15 protein-coding genes are annotated in these 15,914 nt (G+C 62.4%); 3 read left to right on the top strand and 12 right to left on the bottom strand.

Annotation, left to right across the window (positions count from 1 at the left end):
- Nucleotides 1–1,514, bottom strand: a 1,514-nt coding sequence (locus NKI61_RS29605; RefSeq protein ID WP_352842011.1) for a potassium transporter Kup, incomplete at its 3' end; no start/stop codon positions are given.
- Nucleotides 1,515–1,591: 77 nt separating this feature from the next.
- Entirely contained in the window at nt 1,592–2,332 is a 741-nt protein-coding gene (locus NKI61_RS29600) for a pyridoxine 5'-phosphate synthase (RefSeq protein ID WP_023690926.1), read from the bottom strand.
- 112 nt (nt 2,333–2,444) lie between these two features.
- On the opposite strand from NKI61_RS29600, the gene NKI61_RS29595 reads away from it, so the two are divergent.
- Nucleotides 2,445–2,864 (top strand): SpoIIAA family protein, encoded by a 420-nt coding sequence (locus tag NKI61_RS29595; protein ID WP_023682069.1) that lies wholly within the window; start codon nt 2,445–2,447, stop codon nt 2,862–2,864.
- 20 nt (nt 2,865–2,884) lie between these two features.
- Here NKI61_RS29595 and NKI61_RS29590 read toward each other — a convergent pair whose 3' ends face one another.
- On the bottom strand, nt 2,885–4,012 hold the full coding sequence (locus NKI61_RS29590) for an ATP-dependent DNA helicase (RefSeq protein ID WP_023668361.1): 1,128 nt from the start codon (nt 4,010–4,012) through the stop codon (nt 2,885–2,887).
- A gap of 242 nt (nt 4,013–4,254) precedes the next feature.
- On the opposite strand from NKI61_RS29590, the gene NKI61_RS29585 reads away from it, so the two are divergent.
- Nucleotides 4,255–4,557 (top strand): hypothetical protein, encoded by a 303-nt coding sequence (locus tag NKI61_RS29585; RefSeq protein WP_023714736.1) that lies wholly within the window; start codon nt 4,255–4,257, stop codon nt 4,555–4,557.
- Nucleotides 4,558–4,598: 41 nt separating this feature from the next.
- Here NKI61_RS29585 and NKI61_RS29580 read toward each other — a convergent pair whose 3' ends face one another.
- The 7 genes from NKI61_RS29580 to NKI61_RS29550 form a co-directional block, all read right to left on the bottom strand.
- Nucleotides 4,599–4,973, bottom strand: coding sequence for a nitrile hydratase accessory protein (locus NKI61_RS29580; RefSeq protein WP_023725319.1), 375 nt, complete (start codon nt 4,971–4,973; stop codon nt 4,599–4,601).
- Nucleotides 4,960–5,619: a nitrile hydratase subunit beta gene (gene nthB, locus NKI61_RS29575; protein WP_352842010.1), complete on the bottom strand. Its 660-nt coding sequence runs from the start codon at nt 5,617–5,619 to the stop codon at nt 4,960–4,962. Before nthB ends, NKI61_RS29580 begins: the two co-directional genes overlap by 14 nt.
- Complete coding sequence (gene nthA, locus NKI61_RS29570; protein ID WP_023815545.1) at nt 5,616–6,239, bottom strand: nitrile hydratase subunit alpha; 624 nt, start codon at nt 6,237–6,239, stop codon at nt 5,616–5,618. The genes nthB and nthA overlap by 4 nt, the downstream gene beginning before the upstream one ends.
- Nucleotides 6,240–6,303: 64 nt before the next feature.
- On the bottom strand, nt 6,304–9,465 hold the full coding sequence (locus NKI61_RS29565) for an efflux RND transporter permease subunit (RefSeq protein ID WP_352842009.1): 3,162 nt from the start codon (nt 9,463–9,465) through the stop codon (nt 6,304–6,306).
- A complete protein-coding gene (locus NKI61_RS29560) occupies nt 9,462–10,751 on the bottom strand; it encodes an efflux RND transporter periplasmic adaptor subunit (protein ID WP_352842008.1) in 1,290 nt (429 codons plus the stop codon). Before NKI61_RS29560 ends, NKI61_RS29565 begins: the two co-directional genes overlap by 4 nt.
- 225 nt (nt 10,752–10,976) lie before the next feature.
- On the bottom strand, nt 10,977–11,573 hold the full coding sequence (locus NKI61_RS29555; protein ID WP_023688075.1) for a LysE family translocator: 597 nt from the start codon (nt 11,571–11,573) through the stop codon (nt 10,977–10,979).
- 122 nt (nt 11,574–11,695) lie between these two features.
- Nucleotides 11,696–12,652, bottom strand: coding sequence for an acyl-CoA desaturase (locus NKI61_RS29550; protein ID WP_023823133.1), 957 nt, complete (start codon nt 12,650–12,652; stop codon nt 11,696–11,698).
- Nucleotides 12,653–12,808: 156 nt separating this feature from the next.
- On the opposite strand from NKI61_RS29550, the gene NKI61_RS29545 reads away from it, so the two are divergent.
- Complete coding sequence (locus tag NKI61_RS29545; RefSeq protein ID WP_352842006.1) at nt 12,809–13,189, top strand: metalloregulator ArsR/SmtB family transcription factor; 381 nt, start codon at nt 12,809–12,811, stop codon at nt 13,187–13,189.
- 11 nt (nt 13,190–13,200) lie between these two features.
- On the opposite strand, the gene ilvN is transcribed toward NKI61_RS29545, so the two are convergent.
- Together ilvN and NKI61_RS29535 are read right to left on the bottom strand one after the other, a co-directional pair.
- Nucleotides 13,201–13,773, bottom strand: a complete 573-nt coding sequence (gene ilvN, locus NKI61_RS29540; protein ID WP_023668352.1) for an acetolactate synthase small subunit — start codon at nt 13,771–13,773, stop codon at nt 13,201–13,203.
- 81 nt (nt 13,774–13,854) lie between these two features.
- Nucleotides 13,855–15,651 carry an acetolactate synthase 3 large subunit gene (locus tag NKI61_RS29535; protein ID WP_352842005.1) on the bottom strand — a complete coding sequence of 599 codons (1,797 nt, stop codon included), beginning with the start codon at nt 15,649–15,651 and terminating at the stop codon, nt 13,855–13,857.
- Nucleotides 15,652–15,914: the final 263 nt, after the last annotated feature.

Below are 15,914 nucleotides of genomic sequence, written 5' to 3'. Positions count from 1 at the left end.
GCTGTCGGCGCGCTTTGCGGATCGCTGGTCAGGAACACGGCGGTGCCGGACACCAGCTGCGGCTTCTTCTTCAACAGATTGCCGGCGAGGAAATCGAGCGGGATTTCGTTGCGCCGGGTCTTGTCGAAGAGATAGCGGCTGCCGCGTATCCAGGTGGTCATGATCAGCCCCATGAGGCAGGCAACGGATATTGACACCCATCCGCCTTCCACGATCTTGACGACATTCGCCAGGAAGAAACCCATGTCGATGGTGCCGAACAGCAGCGCCAATGCCAGGGCGAGCCCAAGCTGCCATTTCCACAAATTGCGCATGACAACGAACAGCAGAATGGTTGTCATCAGCATCTCGCCGGTCACCGAAATTCCGTAAGCGGAAGCCAGCGAACTCGAGCTGCCGAAGCCGACAACCAGCAGCATCACTCCCAGGGCGATGAGCAGGTTGACGCGCGGCATATAAATCTGGCCGCTCTGCATTTCGGACGTGTGCTGCACCTCGATGCGGGGCAGCAGGTTGAGTTGCACTGCCTGGCGTGCCAGCGAAAAAGCACCCGAGATCACCGCCTGACTGGCGATCACGGTGGCGGCCGTTGCCAAGCCGACCATTGGCATCAGCGCCCAATCCGGCAACATCTCGAAGAATGGATTGGTCGGCCTGCCGCCATTCGCCAATACAAAGGCGCCCTGGCCGAAGTAGTTGAGCAGCAGGCAAGGAAACACCACGGAAAACCACGCGAGCACGATCGGCTTGCGCCCGAAATGTCCAAGGTCGACATAAAGCGCCTCGGCCCCCGTTACCGCCAGGAACACTGCACCAACGGTCACGAAAGCGGCGGTCGGCGTGCCGGCTAAGTAGGCGATCGCATAATACGGGTTGATCGCCAACAGCACCGAAGGATCGTCCATCAGGTGGTAGAGCCCGGAAACGCCGATGGCCAGGAACCATAGCGCCGTCACCGGCCCGAATACTGCCGCCACCTTCCCCGTGCCGAAGCGCTGCACGGAGAACAGAAATGCCAGGATGACCAAGGTGATCGGAACGACATAGGCCTCCAGCGTCGGTGTCACCACTTCCAGGCCCTCAACTGCCGACAGCACGGAAATGGCCGGAGTTATGATAGCGTCTCCGAAAAAAAGCGACGCCCCGCAAAGTCCGATGCCGAGGATAAGCTTGGCGCCTTTTGGATAGGCGCTGCGCGCCAGCGCCATCAGGGACAGCGTGCCGCCCTCGCCCTTGTTGTCGGCGCGAAGCACGAAAGCGACGTATTTTATGGTGACGATAATCGTCAGCGCCCAGACGATCAGCGACAGCACGCCCAGGACATCTATACGCGTGTCGGTACCAGGCGAAGCGTGAAGCGCCTCGCGGAAGGCATAGATCGGGCTGGTGCCGATATCGCCATAGACGACGCCAAGCGCGCCCAGCATCAGAACTTTGGTGCTGTGCTGTTCAGTGTGGGAGTGGTTCGGTTGTTCGACGGGTTCAGCCTCGCTACCGATGCTGGAAAGAGCCATCGACTACTCCCCGATCACCGCGCGGTGCGCCTTGCTTGCTGTCATGCGATATCACCTTCGACACGAGCCTTCCACCGCTACCAACCGCAAGCCTTCAGAAACCGCCCCACCGTGCCGGCCATGCCATACTCCAACGCATCGGCTGTCAACCCGTGTCCGATAGACACTTCGGCCAATGCCGGAATGCGCTTTGCCAATGCCGGAAGGTTGTTCACCACCAGATCGTGCCCGGCATTGACCTGGAGCCCGGCGGCGAGTGCGGCATCCGCGGTTTTTCCCAATCTTTCCAGCTCCTTCCGCGCCTTGGCGGAATCGGAATGGTAGCTGCCGTAGGGCCCGGTATAGAGCTCGATGCGGTCGGCGCCGGTGTCGCGCGCGGCATTGACGCCGGTGGGATCCGGATCGGAAAACAGCGACACGCGGAAGCCCCCTTTTTTCAGACGCTTGACGATCGGGATAAGGAACGCCGCCTCGGCGGCAAAGTTCCAGCCATGGTCCGATGTCGCCTGCGCCGGATCGTCGGGCACCAGCGTCACCTGCTCCGGCTGGTGCCTTTCCACAAGCGCCAGAAAATCCTCGGTCGGGTAGCCCTCGATGTTGAATTCCGCCTTGGGAAACTCGTCGTCGATCAGCGCCCGGATCTCCGGCAGGTCGGAATGCCTGGTGTGGCGCTCGTCGGGCCGCGGATGAACCGTCAGCCCGTGCGCGCCGGCCGCCAGCGCCAGGCGGCCGAGCCCGGTGACGCTCGGCCACGGCAGGTCGCGGCGGTTGCGCAGCATGGCGATGGCGTTGAGATTGACCGAGAGTTTCGCGGGCATGGCGTGAGGTCCGGCTGTTTGTGCAGCGCATCTATACTGCCTTTGATGGGAACAGACAGGGGCTTTCGGGTGTTCCAGTGATGACATCTGCTCGCAAGGGGGAACCCAGCCAATGAATTTTCTCCAGTCCGTGCCCGCAATCCGCCGCCTCGAAACCGACCGTGAGGACCTTTTCGCCATCGACGTCGTCGGCCATGTCTCTGCCGCCGACGGCGAAAATCTGTTCGGATTGCTGGAGGCTGCCTACGCGCTGCACCCGAGGATCGACGTCTTGGTGCGGCTGGTCGACCATGAGGGCGTCGACTGGATCGATATGGACGACGAGACGCTGAAACAAGGTACGGTTCATGCGCTAGAGCATATCGCCCGGTGCGCGACGATCGGTGAGCCCGACTGGATAGCGGATGCGCGGAACTTCCTTCCGGCTTCGCCACCCATCGAGTTCAGGCACTTCGCGGCCGAGGATGAAGCGGATGCCTGGCAATGGCTGGGTGCGACGCCACTCAGCCCTGCTGCGCCGGCTGCTACCTGACGCCAGCTATCTAACGCCAGCTATCTAACGATCGTCAGGCGCTCTGCCGCCCGCGTGATGGCGGTATAAAGCCAGCGCTGGCGGGTTTCCTTGAACGCCCAGCTCTCGTCGAACAGCACGACATCGTTCCACTGCGAACCCTGCGCCTTGTGCACGGTCAGCGCGTAGCCATAGTCGAAATCGTCAAAGCGCTTCTTCTGCTGCCAGGGGATATCGGCGTCCGGATCCTCGAAAGCCGACTTGAGCAGCTTGATCTTGGCGACGCCGCGGTCGGGATCGTCCTCCTCGGGCGAGACCAGAAGGTTGATGCCCGGCTTCACCGTTTCGCGCGACGAGGTCATTACCTTCCACAGCGAACCGTTGAGCAGGCCCTTGGCGGGGTCGTTGCGCAGGCAGACCAGCTTGTCTCCGGCCTGCGGATAATCGGCATTGAAACCCTTCAGCTCGCGCAGGCGCTGATTGTAGCGGCGGCGTGTGCGGTTGGTGCCGACCAACACCTGGTCCGCCTTCAGCACCAGCTCCTGGGTGACGTCCTCCTTGCCGATGACCTGCGCGGTGCCGTAGTCGCCACGCATGAACTCGCGGCCCTCGCGCACGTCGAGCGCCAGCTGGATGATCGGATTGTCGCGCGCCTGGCGGTGGATTTCGGTCAAGAGCACATCCGGCTCATGCTCGGTGAAAAAGCCGCCGCCCGAGATCGGCGGCAGCTGCGCCGGATCGCCAAGCACCAGGATCGGCGTGCCAAAACTCAGAAGGTCGCGGCCAAGCTGCTCGTCGACCATCGAGCATTCGTCGATGACCACCAGCTTCGCCCGTGAAATAGGACTTTGCCGATTGAGCGAGAAGGTCGGCGACATCGAGGTCTTGCCGGTCACCTCGTCCGACACCGATTCCTCGCCTTTCGGCCTATAGATCAGCGAATGGATGGTGCGGGCATTGACCGCGCCCTTGGAACGCAGCACCTGCGCCGCCTTGCCGGTGAAGGCGGCGAACTGCACCTGCCCGTCGACATGCTCGGCAAAATAGCGCGCCAGCGTGGTCTTGCCGGTGCCGGCATAGCCGAACAGCCGGAAGACCTGCGGCCGGCCCTCCTTGAGCCAGCGCGCGACCGCTTTCAGAGCCTCGTCCTGTTGGGGAGAGAATTCCATCGATTCGACAGACCGGATTCGCGAGAGAAAGACAAGCTTGGTGCCAACCACCGCTTAAAACGATGGGATTGCCTCACCTTCAACGGGACAAACTAGCAGGCGCAAATGCGAACGTAAAGTGAACATGCAAGCGGATAACGAACGATTTGAATTCAGGCATTTGAACCTAGATCGGGCAATGCCACTATCACGGACATGATCGAGATGCAGATCGGCGCAGACACCTATAAGCGAGGATATTGATGAGGTCGTTCGCAGACAGGCTGATCGGAAAGTCGATAAAGAAGATCGAAATCGGCGAACCTGGTTATGGCATCGTTGTCTCCTTGTCGGATGACGCAGGGTTCGCGATATATACCGAGGTCACGGCCTGTCTGAGTGACGAAAATGCCAGAACCATAGAACGTGTTACCATCAGCGACGAGCAAGTGATCCTCCACTTGGCTGACAACGACTTCGTCGCCATTTCCAAAAACCGTGGCCGCTTCGCCGTCGTTGAGGCGTTTGTCTATGGGGACGACGAAGGCATGGTCGTCGAAAATTAGTTGCATCGGCCGCCAGATTTCAAACACCAACCACAGGCGGACTATATGTTCGCGCCGCCGCCGCTACCTCTGGTCGGCCCGGGATCGTTCTCCAACAAAATCGGCTTGCCGTGCGGGGTTGCATGCGCGGCGCGTTCCCAGGCGGCGGCGAGCGTGTCGACGTCACTTTTTCCCGCGACGCCCTTGGCCGCCAGCAGCGTCTCCAGCGCAGCCAGCCAATGCTCGTAATAATCGTGGCCGTCGCTTGCGGCGCCCGGCTTCTTCACTTGCGCCGACAGCGCATCGGCCCATTCGCTCCACGAAAACAGGCCCTTGTCATGCAGCGCCACCGTCATGGCGAAGGCTTCGGCCTGCCAGGGTTCGGCGAATACCGGTTCGTCCAGACCCGCCGGCAATGCACCTTCAGGCCGGCTCAAGATAGCTCTCCCAAGCATCGATCGAGACGGTCAGCGTCGAGTCGGCGCCCTCGCCCCAGATTTCCGAGCCATCGAAGACCACGGTATAGACCCATTGCGGGTTTTCACCGTTGCCATGTGCGTTGCTGTCGGGGAACACAAAACCGTCACGCACGGCCTCGACAACTCCGTGCTTGCCGCGCGCATAACGCGGTAGCCTTGTGTGGCCGGTGGGATTGAAATTCTTTGTCCGCACCGGGTCGCCGGCCTTGAAGCGCGGCGCCGTCTCGACCGGCCGGTCGCAGGGACTGCCCTTGGCCAGTACCGCCGGCACGTTTTCGGCCTTCAACACCCTTTTGGGCGTCGCCGCCGGATCGACCGCCCGACCTTCCGTCAGATCGCGCTCGCTGACGAAGCCATGGCGCTTCAGCAGCACCTCGAGCGCTTTGATCCATATCTGGTAGTAGCTTGAGGAATAATAGACGGCCGGATGCAGCGATTCCCTGGCGTGCCGGCTCTCGTCGATGTTCCACGCGCCCATGGCGCCGGCAGTCAGCGTCACGCCGAGCGCCCGCCTCTCCCAATCCGCATGAAAATACGGTTCGTCCTTTTCGGGCGCGACCGGCCCGAAACCCATCTGCCCACCGAGATCCTGCGGCCCGTTCATGCCGGTACCTTCTTTGTCCCGGGTTCCTTGGCCACCGCCGTGCCGATCATCGCATCGCGGCTGACCAGTTCGGCGAGTTGGTCCTCACTCCAGCCTTCGGTACCGCCAGGCCGCATCGGCACCACGAGATAGCGCAGTTCGGCAGTCGAATCCCAGACGCGGATGTTTTTCTCCGCCGGCAAGGTCAGCCCGAACTCTTCGAGCACGCCGCGGGGATCGATCACCGCCCGCGAGCGATAGGGCGGCGCCTTGTACCAGACCGGCGGCAGCCCAAGCACCGACCACGGATAGCAGGAGCACAGCGTGCAGACGACGAGGTTGTGCGTCTCGTCCGTATTGAACACCGCCTGCATGTGCTCGCCCTGGCGGCCGCTATAGCTCAGCGACGCGATCGCTTCCGTCGCGTCGCGCTTCAGCCACTCGGCAAAGGCCGGATCGCTCCAGGCTTTCGCCACCACCCTGGCGCCGTTGCGCGGCCCGATCTTGGTCTCATAGGTGTCGACGATGACGTCGATTGCGGCCGGATCGATCAGGCCTTTTTCGGTGAGGATGGTCTCCAGCGCGCGCACGCGCGCCGCAAACGGGTCGAGCTCATTGTCGTGGTCATGATCATGGGACATGACCTCAGATTAGGATCGGCGGCACGCGGCCGCAAGCATGACAGCTTGGGCCACGGGCTATCGCCTATTCGGCGGCGGCCCTTTGCGGCTGGAGCCGATCCTCGGGACCGAACAGCGAGGCCTGCTCGCCGCTCTCGACCGCATGCAGCGCCGGCCTGTTCTTTTTCGAAGAGAAGAAGCTCACCAGCCAGCCGGAGAAATTCTCGAAATAGACATAGATGACAGGGGTGACGAACAGCGTCAGCGCCTGGGAAGCGAGCAGCCCGCCGACGACCGCGACACCGAGCGGCTGGCGCAGCTCAGCACTGGCGCCGGTGCCGAGCGCGATCGGGAACGTGCCCATCAGCGCCGCCAACGTCGTCATCATGATCGGCCTGAAACGCATCAGGCACGCCTTGTGTATGGACTCCTTGGCCGACATGCCTTCTCGTCGCAGCTCCAGCGCGACGTCGACCATCATGATGCCGTTCTTCTTGACGATGCCGATCAGCATCAGGATGCCGATCACCGCGATGACGGACAGGTCCATGCCGGCAAAGCGCAACGCCACCACCGCGCCCAGCACAGCCGACGGCAGGCCGGTCAGGATGGTCAGCGGATGAATGAAGCTCTCATAGAGGATGCCGAGCACGATATAGATGGTCAGAATGGCGCCGCCGATCAGCAGGCCCTGATTAGCCAGCGAATCCTGGAAGGTCTTGGCGGTCCCGGCAAAGCTGGTCGAAATCGCCGGCGGCATGCCGATCTGCTCCTTCAGCGCGGCGATGCGGGCCGTGCTGTCGCCCAGCGCCACGCCTTGCGGCAGATTATAGGAGATGGTGACCGCCGGCAGCTGGCCGAGCTGGTTGACCGTCAGCGCGCCGGCGGTGCGGTCGACGCGGGCAAAGGCGCCGAGCGGCACCAGGCTGCCGCTTGCCGTCCTGACCTGGATGGCCAGCATGCGCTCGGGCGACCATTCGATGTTGGGATCGAGCTCCATGATGACTTCGTAGCTGTCGGCCGAGCCGAAGCTCGTCGAAACCTGCTCCGTGCCGAAGCCGCCATAGAGGCTGGAGCGCAGCGTGTCGGTGTCGATGCCGAGCGAGGCCGCCTTGTCGCGATCGACCACCAGCGTCGCCTGCAATGAATTGTTCTGCAGATCGCTGGTGACGTCGGTGAAATTCGCATGATCGGCCGCCATCGCATCGTTGAGCTTTTGCGCCCATGTGTCGGTCAGGCCGGTATCGAGGCCCTGAACGACGAGCTGGTAGGCGCTGGCGGAAGAACGCGCGCCAAGCCGCAGGTTCTGCACCGGCTGCATATAGGCATCGATCCCCGGCACAGTGGCCAGTTGCCGCCGCAGATCCGACAGCACCTTGTCGATGTCGGGGCGCTGGCTCTTGTCCTTCAGCTGCACATAGAGCTGGCCCTGGTTCAGCGCATTGTTGCCGCCGCCGGCTGACCAGGCGACATGCGAGACATAGGGCGAATGCGAGAAGACACTTGCCGCCTGGTTCTGCAGCTTGACCATGGCGTCGTAGGAGATGTCCTGCCTGGCGATCGTCGTAACCGAGATCTGGCCGATATCCTCTTGCGGGAAAAAGCCTTTCGGCGAGACCTCGATCAGCCAGACCGACCCTGCCGCCGTACCGACGAAGACGAGGAACACCAGAAAAGTGTGGCGCAGGCAGAAGGTCAAAAGCCGGTCATAGCCGCGGGTGACGATATCCTGCTTGTGGCCGGGGGCATGCTTGTCGCGATCGGCCTTGGTCACCGACAGCAGGCGCGAACACAGCATTGGCGTCAGTGTCAGCGACACGAACATCGAAGCCAGAATGGCGACCGTCACCACGACGGCGAATTCGTTGAAGATGCGGCCGATGACGCCGCCCATCAAAAGCACGGGGATGAACACCGCCACCAGCGAGATCGAGATCGAGATGATGGTGAAGCCGATTTCGCGCGCGCCCTTCAGCGAGGCATCGAAAGCCGACAGCCCATCCTCCTCCATGTGTCGAAAAATGTTTTCCAGCATGACGATGGCGTCGTCGACGACGAGGCCGACTGCGAGCGTCAGGCCCATCAGCGAGATGTTGTCGATGGAAAAGCCGAACAGGAACATGGCGCCCAGCGTCGCGATCAGCGAAATCGGCACCGCCACGGCCGGAATGATGGTTGCGGTCACCCGGCGCAGGAAGACGAAGATCACCATCACCACCAAAGCGATGGTCAGAAGCAGCGTGAACTGGACGTCGTCGACGGCCTGGCGGATCGAGGTCGAACGGTCGTTGAGCAGCTTGATGTCGGCGGCGGCCGGCATTTGGTCCTTGAACGACGGCAGCATCGCCTTGACCTTGTCGACGACGTCGACCGTGTTGGCGTCGGGCTGGCGCTGCACCGCCAGGATGATGGCGCGCGTGCCGTCATACCAGCTTGCAGTCGTCGTGGTCTCGACCGAGTCGATGACGCGCGTCACCTCGCCCAGCCGCACCGGATGGCCGTTCTTGGTGGCGATGATGAGGTTGGAGAACCCGGCGGCATCGGTGAGCTGCGTATTGGCCGTGATGGTCAGCTGCTGCTTGTCGTTCTGCAAGACGCCGAGCGGCGTGTTGGAGTTGGCCGACGCGATTGCCGTCTGCAGCTGGTCGATCGAAATGCCGCGCGCCGCCAGCGCCGTCGGGTCGATCTGCACGCGCACCGCATATTTCTGCTGGCCGAAGATCGACACCTGCGCCACGCCGTCGATGGTCGACAGCGAGGGCGAGATGACGTTTTCGGCGAAGGCGTCGAGGTCGGTGAGCGGAACCGTGTCGCTGACCAGCGACATCAGAAGGATCGGCGCGTCGGCCGGATTGACCTTGCGATAGCTCGGCGGCGCTGTCATCTCGGGCGGCAGTTGCCGCTGCGTGCGTGCGATCGCCGCCTGCACGTCGGCGGCCGCCGCGTCGATATCCCGGTTGAGCACGAACTGGATGGCAATGGACGTGCGTCCCAGCGAATTGCTGGTCGAGATGGAATCGATGCCGGCAATGGTGGCGAACTGCTTGATCAGCGGCGTCGCCACCGAAGTGGCCATGGTTTCGGGTGACGCGCCGGCCAGGTTGGCCGAGACATTGACGACCGGGAATTCGGCGCTCGGCAGCGCCGCCACCGGCAGGAACTTGTAGGCAAACAGCCCGCCCAGTACGAGGGCGAACGACATCAGCAGCGTGGCGACAGGCCTGCGTATGCAGAATTCGGAAATCATTGGGCAGCCGCCTTGCCGGCCTCGGCGACCTTGGGAGCAGCTTGATCACCGCTGGCCGCCTTGCCTTCGTGAATGGCGGCGCCGTCCTTCAGCCTGGTTTGGCCCTCGACGACAACCTTCTCGCCCGACTTGACGCCCTCGCTGATGGCGCTGTTTTCGCCTTCGGTCAGCGCCACCTGCACAGGCCGCATCTCGACCGTGTTGTCCGGCTTGACGACATAGACGAACGGCCCCTTCTGGCTGGGCTGGATCGCGACCGTCGGGATGGATGGCATCTGCGGCATGATGCCGGCGTCGAGCACGACATTCACATATTGGCCGGGCCACAGTGAAAGATCGGCATTGGGAATGCTCGCCCGTGTCGCGATGGTGCCGGATGCGGTGTCGACGCTAGAATCGACGAAGTCGAGCGTGCCCTTGCCGATCGGCGTCGGATCGCCATCCTTGGTCAGCGTCACCGCGCCTTGCTGCGGGTTGGCCAGCGCCTTGTGCAGCAGCGCCAGGTTACTCTCCGGCAGGTTGAAGTTGACTTGCAGCGGATCCATCTCGGTGATCGTCACCAGCGGCGTGGCCGTGCTCGAGTTGCCGTTGCTCAAGGTGACGAGGTCACCGACCGAAACGTTGACCGCCCCCAGCCGGCCGGCAATCGGCGCCTTGATGCTGGCAAAGCCGAGCTGGACATTGTCGGCGTCGATCGTCGCCTTGTCGGCATCGACCGTCGCCGCCGCAGCCTTTTGCGCCGCCACCGCCTGATCGTAGGTCTGCTGAGTGCCGGCCTGCTTGGCGACGAGATCCTTGGCGCGCTGAAGGTCGGAGCCCGAACTGGTTAGCAGGGCCTGGTCCTTGGCGAGCGTCGCCTGATCCTTGGCAAGCTGCGCCTTGAGCGCCCTGTCGTCGAGCGAGAACAGCAGGTCGCCGGCCTTCACCATCTGGCCGTCCTTGACGTCGATCGATACGATCTGGCTGGACACGCGGGCGTTGATGTTGACCACGGCCGGCGAAGACACGAAGCCGATGGCGTAACGGCGGATTGGAAAATCGGCCATTGTCGCGGTGGCCGAGACGATCGAGGCCGAACGGGCGGCATTACCGCCGGCGCCGGATTTGCCCCCAGCCTTGTCGGCCGAAGCCTTGTCCGATCCAGCCGGCTTGTCCGTTGCTGCCGCCTGCCTGGCGCCCGGCAGCATCTGCTGCAGACTGCTCATTGCCGCCGGCGAAAAATAGACCCATGCCGCGGCGACACAGGCCGCCGCCACCACCACCGCCAGAACGACTTTTCCGCGCATCGACTAAAAGCCCTATGATCCGACACGCCGAACCCGGTGGTCTCATTCTACCCAATCACGGCGCCTTGCCGCGATCTCGCCGAAGTAGATAGGACGCTCATTTGTCGGAAAAGGGCCAAAACACGGCATTACGAAGATTTAATGTGCACTGCACAATGACTATGCAGCCGGCTCAGCAGTCGGAAAACCAGCCAGGATGCGGTTGAGATTTCAGGCCGGATGCGTCTATTTCAGCATCGGCCAGAGCGTCGCCGCCAAGAGCACGCCCATGGCGATGTTGAACCATTTCAGCCGCACCGGATCCGACAGGAACCCGCGCAGCGCTGTGCCGAAACCGGCCCACATCGAGACGCTCGGCAGGTTGACGACGGTGAAGGCGATCGCGATCAGCGCCACCGACAGGAACGGGTGGTCCGGATTGGAGTAGACGGCCATGGCGGTGATCGCCATCACCCAGGCTTTCGCATTGACCCACTGGAATGCGGCTGCCTCGATGAAGCGCATCGGCCGTGCCTCCGTTTCACCCTTGCTGGACAGCGAGCGCGACATGGCGATCTTCCAGGCGAGATAGAGCAGATAGGCAGCGCCGGCGATCTTCAATCCGGTGTGCAGGGCCGGAAACGCCGTCAGCACCGCGCCCAGGCCAAAGCCGACAGCAAGCAACAGTACCAGGAAACCCATGCTGATGCCCAGCATATGCGGAATGGTTCTGACGAGGCCGAAATTCACGCCCGACGCCAAGAGCATGAGGTTGTTCGGCCCCGGCGTGATCGAGGTCACGAAGGCGTAGACCAAAAGTGCAAGGAAAGCGTCGAGGGTCATGACGGCTCACAAAGGTCAGCAATGCTGACTTAAGTCGACAGGGCGTTGGACGCAACCTCATTCGATTGGTCCAAAGCGCTCCGCCGTGATCCGTCTATCCGAGCCAGCCACGCCGGCACAGTCTACCTGCCGTGGGGCCGCGCCGACAACAGGCTGGGAGCGGCGGCCGCCTCCTGACGGCCAGCCACACGCCGCAGGCCTTTGCGCCTCGGCGTGTTCCCGGGAAGCTTCACGCCATGCGCGAGGCCGAGGGCAGCCAGGATGCGGATGAACAGCCAGCCGAGATCGATCTGCCCGCGTTCCAGGCCGAGCTTTGCGGATTCGGGAAACGCATGGTGATTGCCGTGGAAACTCTCGCCAAAGGTCACCAGGCCGAAACGCGGCAGGTTGTAGCCCTGCACGGCAACGCCATCGACACGCCAGCCCTGCTGCCCGCTGCGATGTGCGAAATGCCCGACCAGCCAATGCCCGGTCAGCGACACGGAGATACGCACCGCAATGCCCCAGACCACCCAGCTCCACCCGCCGAGCAGCAAGAAAAGGATCGCCCACGGCAGTTGCTGCAGCATCCAGGTCCGCTCGACGAATTTGTAGAAGCGGTCGTTTCTGATCGACGGCTCGATGACGAAGTCAGGCGGATTGCGCAACGCCACGGCGCAATGCATTTGCCAGAAAGCGTCGGTGAAGAAAGGCCGGCGGTGGGCGTGCAGGTCGTGACAAGCCGTCTGGCGCTGCGCCCAGTCTCGTATGTCATGCGCATAGATCATGCCGAACGGACCGGCCATGCCGACGAGCGTGCCGAGATAGACCAGCGCGTGTTCGAGCCAGATGTGAACCCTGAACGAGCGATGGATGAGCAGGCGATGCATGCCGACCGAGTGTCCGGCGCAGATCGTCACCGCCGTCGTCGCTACGAACAGGGCGAAAGCGCTCCAGCTGAAGGTCAGCGGCCCGAACACCAACGCAATCAGCGTCATCGCGCCGACCCAGATCGACTTGGCCGGCATCCAGACGACCTCGCCATCTTCGGCATCGCTCAAGGGCTGCGAGATCATTCTGCCTGTGGATATGGTCTTCATCGGCACCCCTCCTCTGCAGGAAACATTTCCGGACCAAAGAGCCTTGCCTTCCGGCGCGCCGGCGCTTATTTAGGCAATAAGCTAACTATCTACTATTCCGATTTAGGTATTTAGGCAATAGACTAAATACCGGAAGCGAAACGACAGAGGCAGGCGGTGATCGAAGACAATGCAGCGGATGGCGACACGGCTATCGGGGCAAGCAGCGCCATACAGCGCGTGTTCGAGGCGCTGTCATCGCAGCCGAGGCGCAAGATCCTCGCCTATCTCGCCCACTCCTCGCTGACCGCGGGCGAGATCGCGGCGCGCTTCGACATGTCGAAGCCGTCGATCTCGCAGCATCTGAGCATCCTGGAGACGGCCGGCCTCATCGCCAGGGAGCGGCAGGGACAATTCATCCGCTACTCGCTGGTCCAGAACAATCTGGTTAACACGCTGAACGGCTTCGTCCAGGACGTCTGTCCGGTATCGCGCCCGATCAAAAGGGAGAGTAAGAATCTGGCGAGCGGCAAGGTCGATCCCAGGCCGGTAAAATAGTTGGACTGAGACTACATCCCCTGCGGGCCCCGGTTCATCGCCGCCACGCCGGTGCGGCAGATCTCGACCAGGCCGAGCGGCTTCATGATGGCGATGAACTGGTCGAGCTTCGAACCCTTGCCGGTAATCTCGAAGATGAAGTGCTCGGTGTTGGCGTCGATGACCGACGCGCGAAAAGCATCCGCCAGACGCAGCGCCTCGACGCGGGCTTCGCCAGTGCCGGCGACCTTGACCAGCGCCAGCTCGCGTTCCAGCGGCCGCTCCTGGCCGAACTCGTGCGAGCGCACGGTGAGATCGACGACGCGGTGCACCGGCACGATGCGCTCGAGCTGATGCTTGATCTGCTCCAGCACATGCGGCGTGCCGCGCGTCACGATGGTGATGCGTGACAGGTGCTTCTCGTGTTCGGTCTCGGAGACGGTGAGGCTCTCGATGTTATAACCGCGGCCGGAAAACAGGCCGATGACCCGGGCAAGCACGCCGGGCTCATTGTCGACCAGAACGGAGAGCGTGTGGTTCTCCGGCTTTTCCGTTTCCTTGGCGATGAAATAGGCGGAGCCGGTCGGTTGAAGCTGTGCGTTCATGACATGAATCTCGATTTCAGACTTTGAGCTAATTCTCTGTTTGCGCACGGCTTCTCGCGACAGCCCTGCCCCGGCTTGGACCTAGACCAGTTCCCTGCCCTTGGCGTCGATGGCGTTGGCCACGGCTTCGTCGGTCGCCTCGTCGGGCAGGAGCATTTCATTATGCGCCTTGCCCGACGGGATCATCGGGAAGCAGTTGGCGAGCGTCGCCACCCGGCAATCGAACAGCACCGGCTTCTTCACCGCGATCATCTCCTTGATCGCATCGTCCAGCTCGTCCGGTTTCTCGCAGCGAATGCCGTGGCCGCCATAGGCCTCGGCCAGCTTGACGAAATCGGGCATCGCCTCGGTGTAGGAATGCGACAGACGGTTGCCGTGCAGTAGTTGCTGCCACTGGCGCACCATGCCCATATACTGGTTGTTGAGGATGAAGATCTTGATCGGCGCATTGTGCTGCACCGCCGCGCTCATCTCCTGCATCGTCATCTGCACCGAGGCATCGCCTGCGATGTCGATGACCAGCGCATCCGGGTGCGCGATCTGCACGCCGAGCGCCGCCGGCAGGCCGTAGCCCATCGTGCCCAACCCGCCCGACGTCATCCAGCGGTTCGGCTTCTCGAAATGATAGTGCTGCGCCGCCCACATCTGGTGCTGGCCGACCTCGGTGGTGATGTAGGTGTCCATGTCCTTGGTGAATTCGTAGAGCCGCTGGATGGCATATTGCGGCATGATCACATCGTGGTTCATCTTGAAGGCGAGCGAGTCACGCGCGCGCCATTTGGCTATCTGCTCCCACCAGGGATGGAGCGCCTTCTTGTCGGCCTTGGCGCTCGCCCGCCACAGCCGCACCATATCCTCCAGCACCCGGCCGACATCGCCGATGATGGGCACTTCCGTGTGCACGTTCTTGTTGATCGACGATGGATCGATGTCGATGTGGATCTTCTTCGAGTTGGGCGAGAAGGCGGTCAGCCGTCCGGTGATGCGGTCGTCGAAGCGCGCGCCGATGCAGATCATCACGTCGCAATCATGCATCGCCATATTGGCTTCATAAGTGCCGTGCATGCCCAGCATGCCCATCCAGTTCTTGCCCGATGCCGGATAGGCGCCGAGGCCCATCAGCGTCGAGGTGATCGGGAAGCCGGTGAGGTCGACCAGTTCGCGCAGCAGATGGCTGGCCTCCGAACCGGAGTTGATGACGCCGCCGCCGGAATAAATGATCGGCTTCTTGGCGCTGGCCATCAGTTCGACGGCGGCCTTGATCTTTTCCAGGTCGCCCTGGACCTTCGGCTGGTAGCTGGTGCGCGGCGCCGCCTGCGGCGGCACATAGATGCCTTTGGCGAACTGCACATCCTTCGGAATGTCGACCACCACCGGGCCGGGGCGGCCGGTCGTCGCGACATGGAAGGCCTCATGGATGGTGGCGGCCAATTCGTTGACGTCCTTCACCAGCCAGTTGTGCTTGGTGCAGGGGCGCGTGATGCCGACCGTGTCGCATTCCTGGAACGCGTCGGAGCCGATCAGCGAAGTCGGCACCTGCCCGGTCAGGCAGACCAGCGGGATCGAATCCATCAGCGCATCCTGCAGCGGCGTCACCGCATTGGTGGCGCCCGGACCGGAGGTCACCAGCATGACGCCGGCCTTGCCGGTCGAGCGGGCATAGCCTTCGGCCGCATGCCCTGCGCCTTGCTCGTGGCGGACGAGGATATGCTCGACCTCGTCCTGCTGGAAGATTTCGTCATAGATCGGAAGCACCGCGCCGCCGGGATAACCGAAGACATGCTTGACGCCATTGTCCTTCAGCGCCTGCACCACCATTTCGGCGCCAGTCATTTCCCTGTTTGGCATTTCGCGCCGTTCGTTCTGTCCGTTGCTCATCGGTCTGGTCCCGTACTTCTAGCCATGAGGCGATTGCTGGTCGTTTAGTCGTGTTTCGGGCAATAAAAAAGGCCCCCGATGGGAGCCTGTGTGTTGCGCATGGGAGGTTTTCGCCCGGCGGTTACACCGCCTTGCCCACGCGCTTTCCTACGAGAATGAGTGCCTTTTTCATCGTGGCGGACACTACGAGGGTGAAAGGCAAGGTGTCAACGGGAAAAACGCGCGATGCGAAAGACAAAGCAAGTGGCCCGCCGCCTCTGGTC

Origin of the sequence: Mesorhizobium sp. M0514 (genome assembly GCF_040321145.1) — a bacterium.
In the GTDB taxonomy this organism is placed as follows: domain Bacteria; phylum Pseudomonadota; class Alphaproteobacteria; order Rhizobiales; family Rhizobiaceae; genus Mesorhizobium.
Note: the sequence above shows the minus strand (reverse complement) of the source record. Positions and strands in the feature narration are given on the sequence as shown.

What these genes read in the sequence shown, in the direction of transcription:
- ilvN (WP_023668352.1), bottom strand. Translation starts at nt 13,773, where the DNA reads ATGAACGCACAGCTTCAACCGACCGGCTCCGCCTATTTCATCGCCAAG.
- NKI61_RS29555 (WP_023688075.1), bottom strand. Translation starts at nt 11,573, where the DNA reads ATGACCCTCGACGCTTTCCTTGCACTTTTGGTCTACGCCTTCGTGACC.
- nthB (WP_352842010.1), bottom strand. Translation starts at nt 5,619, where the DNA reads ATGAACGGGCCGCAGGATCTCGGTGGGCAGATGGGTTTCGGGCCGGTC.
- NKI61_RS29590 (WP_023668361.1), bottom strand. Translation starts at nt 4,012, where the DNA reads ATGGAATTCTCTCCCCAACAGGACGAGGCTCTGAAAGCGGTCGCGCGC.
- NKI61_RS29595 (WP_023682069.1), top strand. Translation starts at nt 2,445, where the DNA reads ATGAATTTTCTCCAGTCCGTGCCCGCAATCCGCCGCCTCGAAACCGAC.
- NKI61_RS29585 (WP_023714736.1), top strand. Translation starts at nt 4,255, where the DNA reads ATGAGGTCGTTCGCAGACAGGCTGATCGGAAAGTCGATAAAGAAGATC.
- NKI61_RS29550 (WP_023823133.1), bottom strand. Translation starts at nt 12,652, where the DNA reads ATGAAGACCATATCCACAGGCAGAATGATCTCGCAGCCCTTGAGCGAT.
- NKI61_RS29565 (WP_352842009.1), bottom strand. Translation starts at nt 9,465, where the DNA reads ATGATTTCCGAATTCTGCATACGCAGGCCTGTCGCCACGCTGCTGATG.
- NKI61_RS29560 (WP_352842008.1), bottom strand. Translation starts at nt 10,751, where the DNA reads ATGCGCGGAAAAGTCGTTCTGGCGGTGGTGGTGGCGGCGGCCTGTGTC.
- NKI61_RS29600 (WP_023690926.1), bottom strand. Translation starts at nt 2,332, where the DNA reads ATGCCCGCGAAACTCTCGGTCAATCTCAACGCCATCGCCATGCTGCGC.
- NKI61_RS29535 (WP_352842005.1), bottom strand. Translation starts at nt 15,651, where the DNA reads ATGAGCAACGGACAGAACGAACGGCGCGAAATGCCAAACAGGGAAATG.
- nthA (WP_023815545.1), bottom strand. Translation starts at nt 6,239, where the DNA reads ATGTCCCATGATCATGACCACGACAATGAGCTCGACCCGTTTGCGGCG.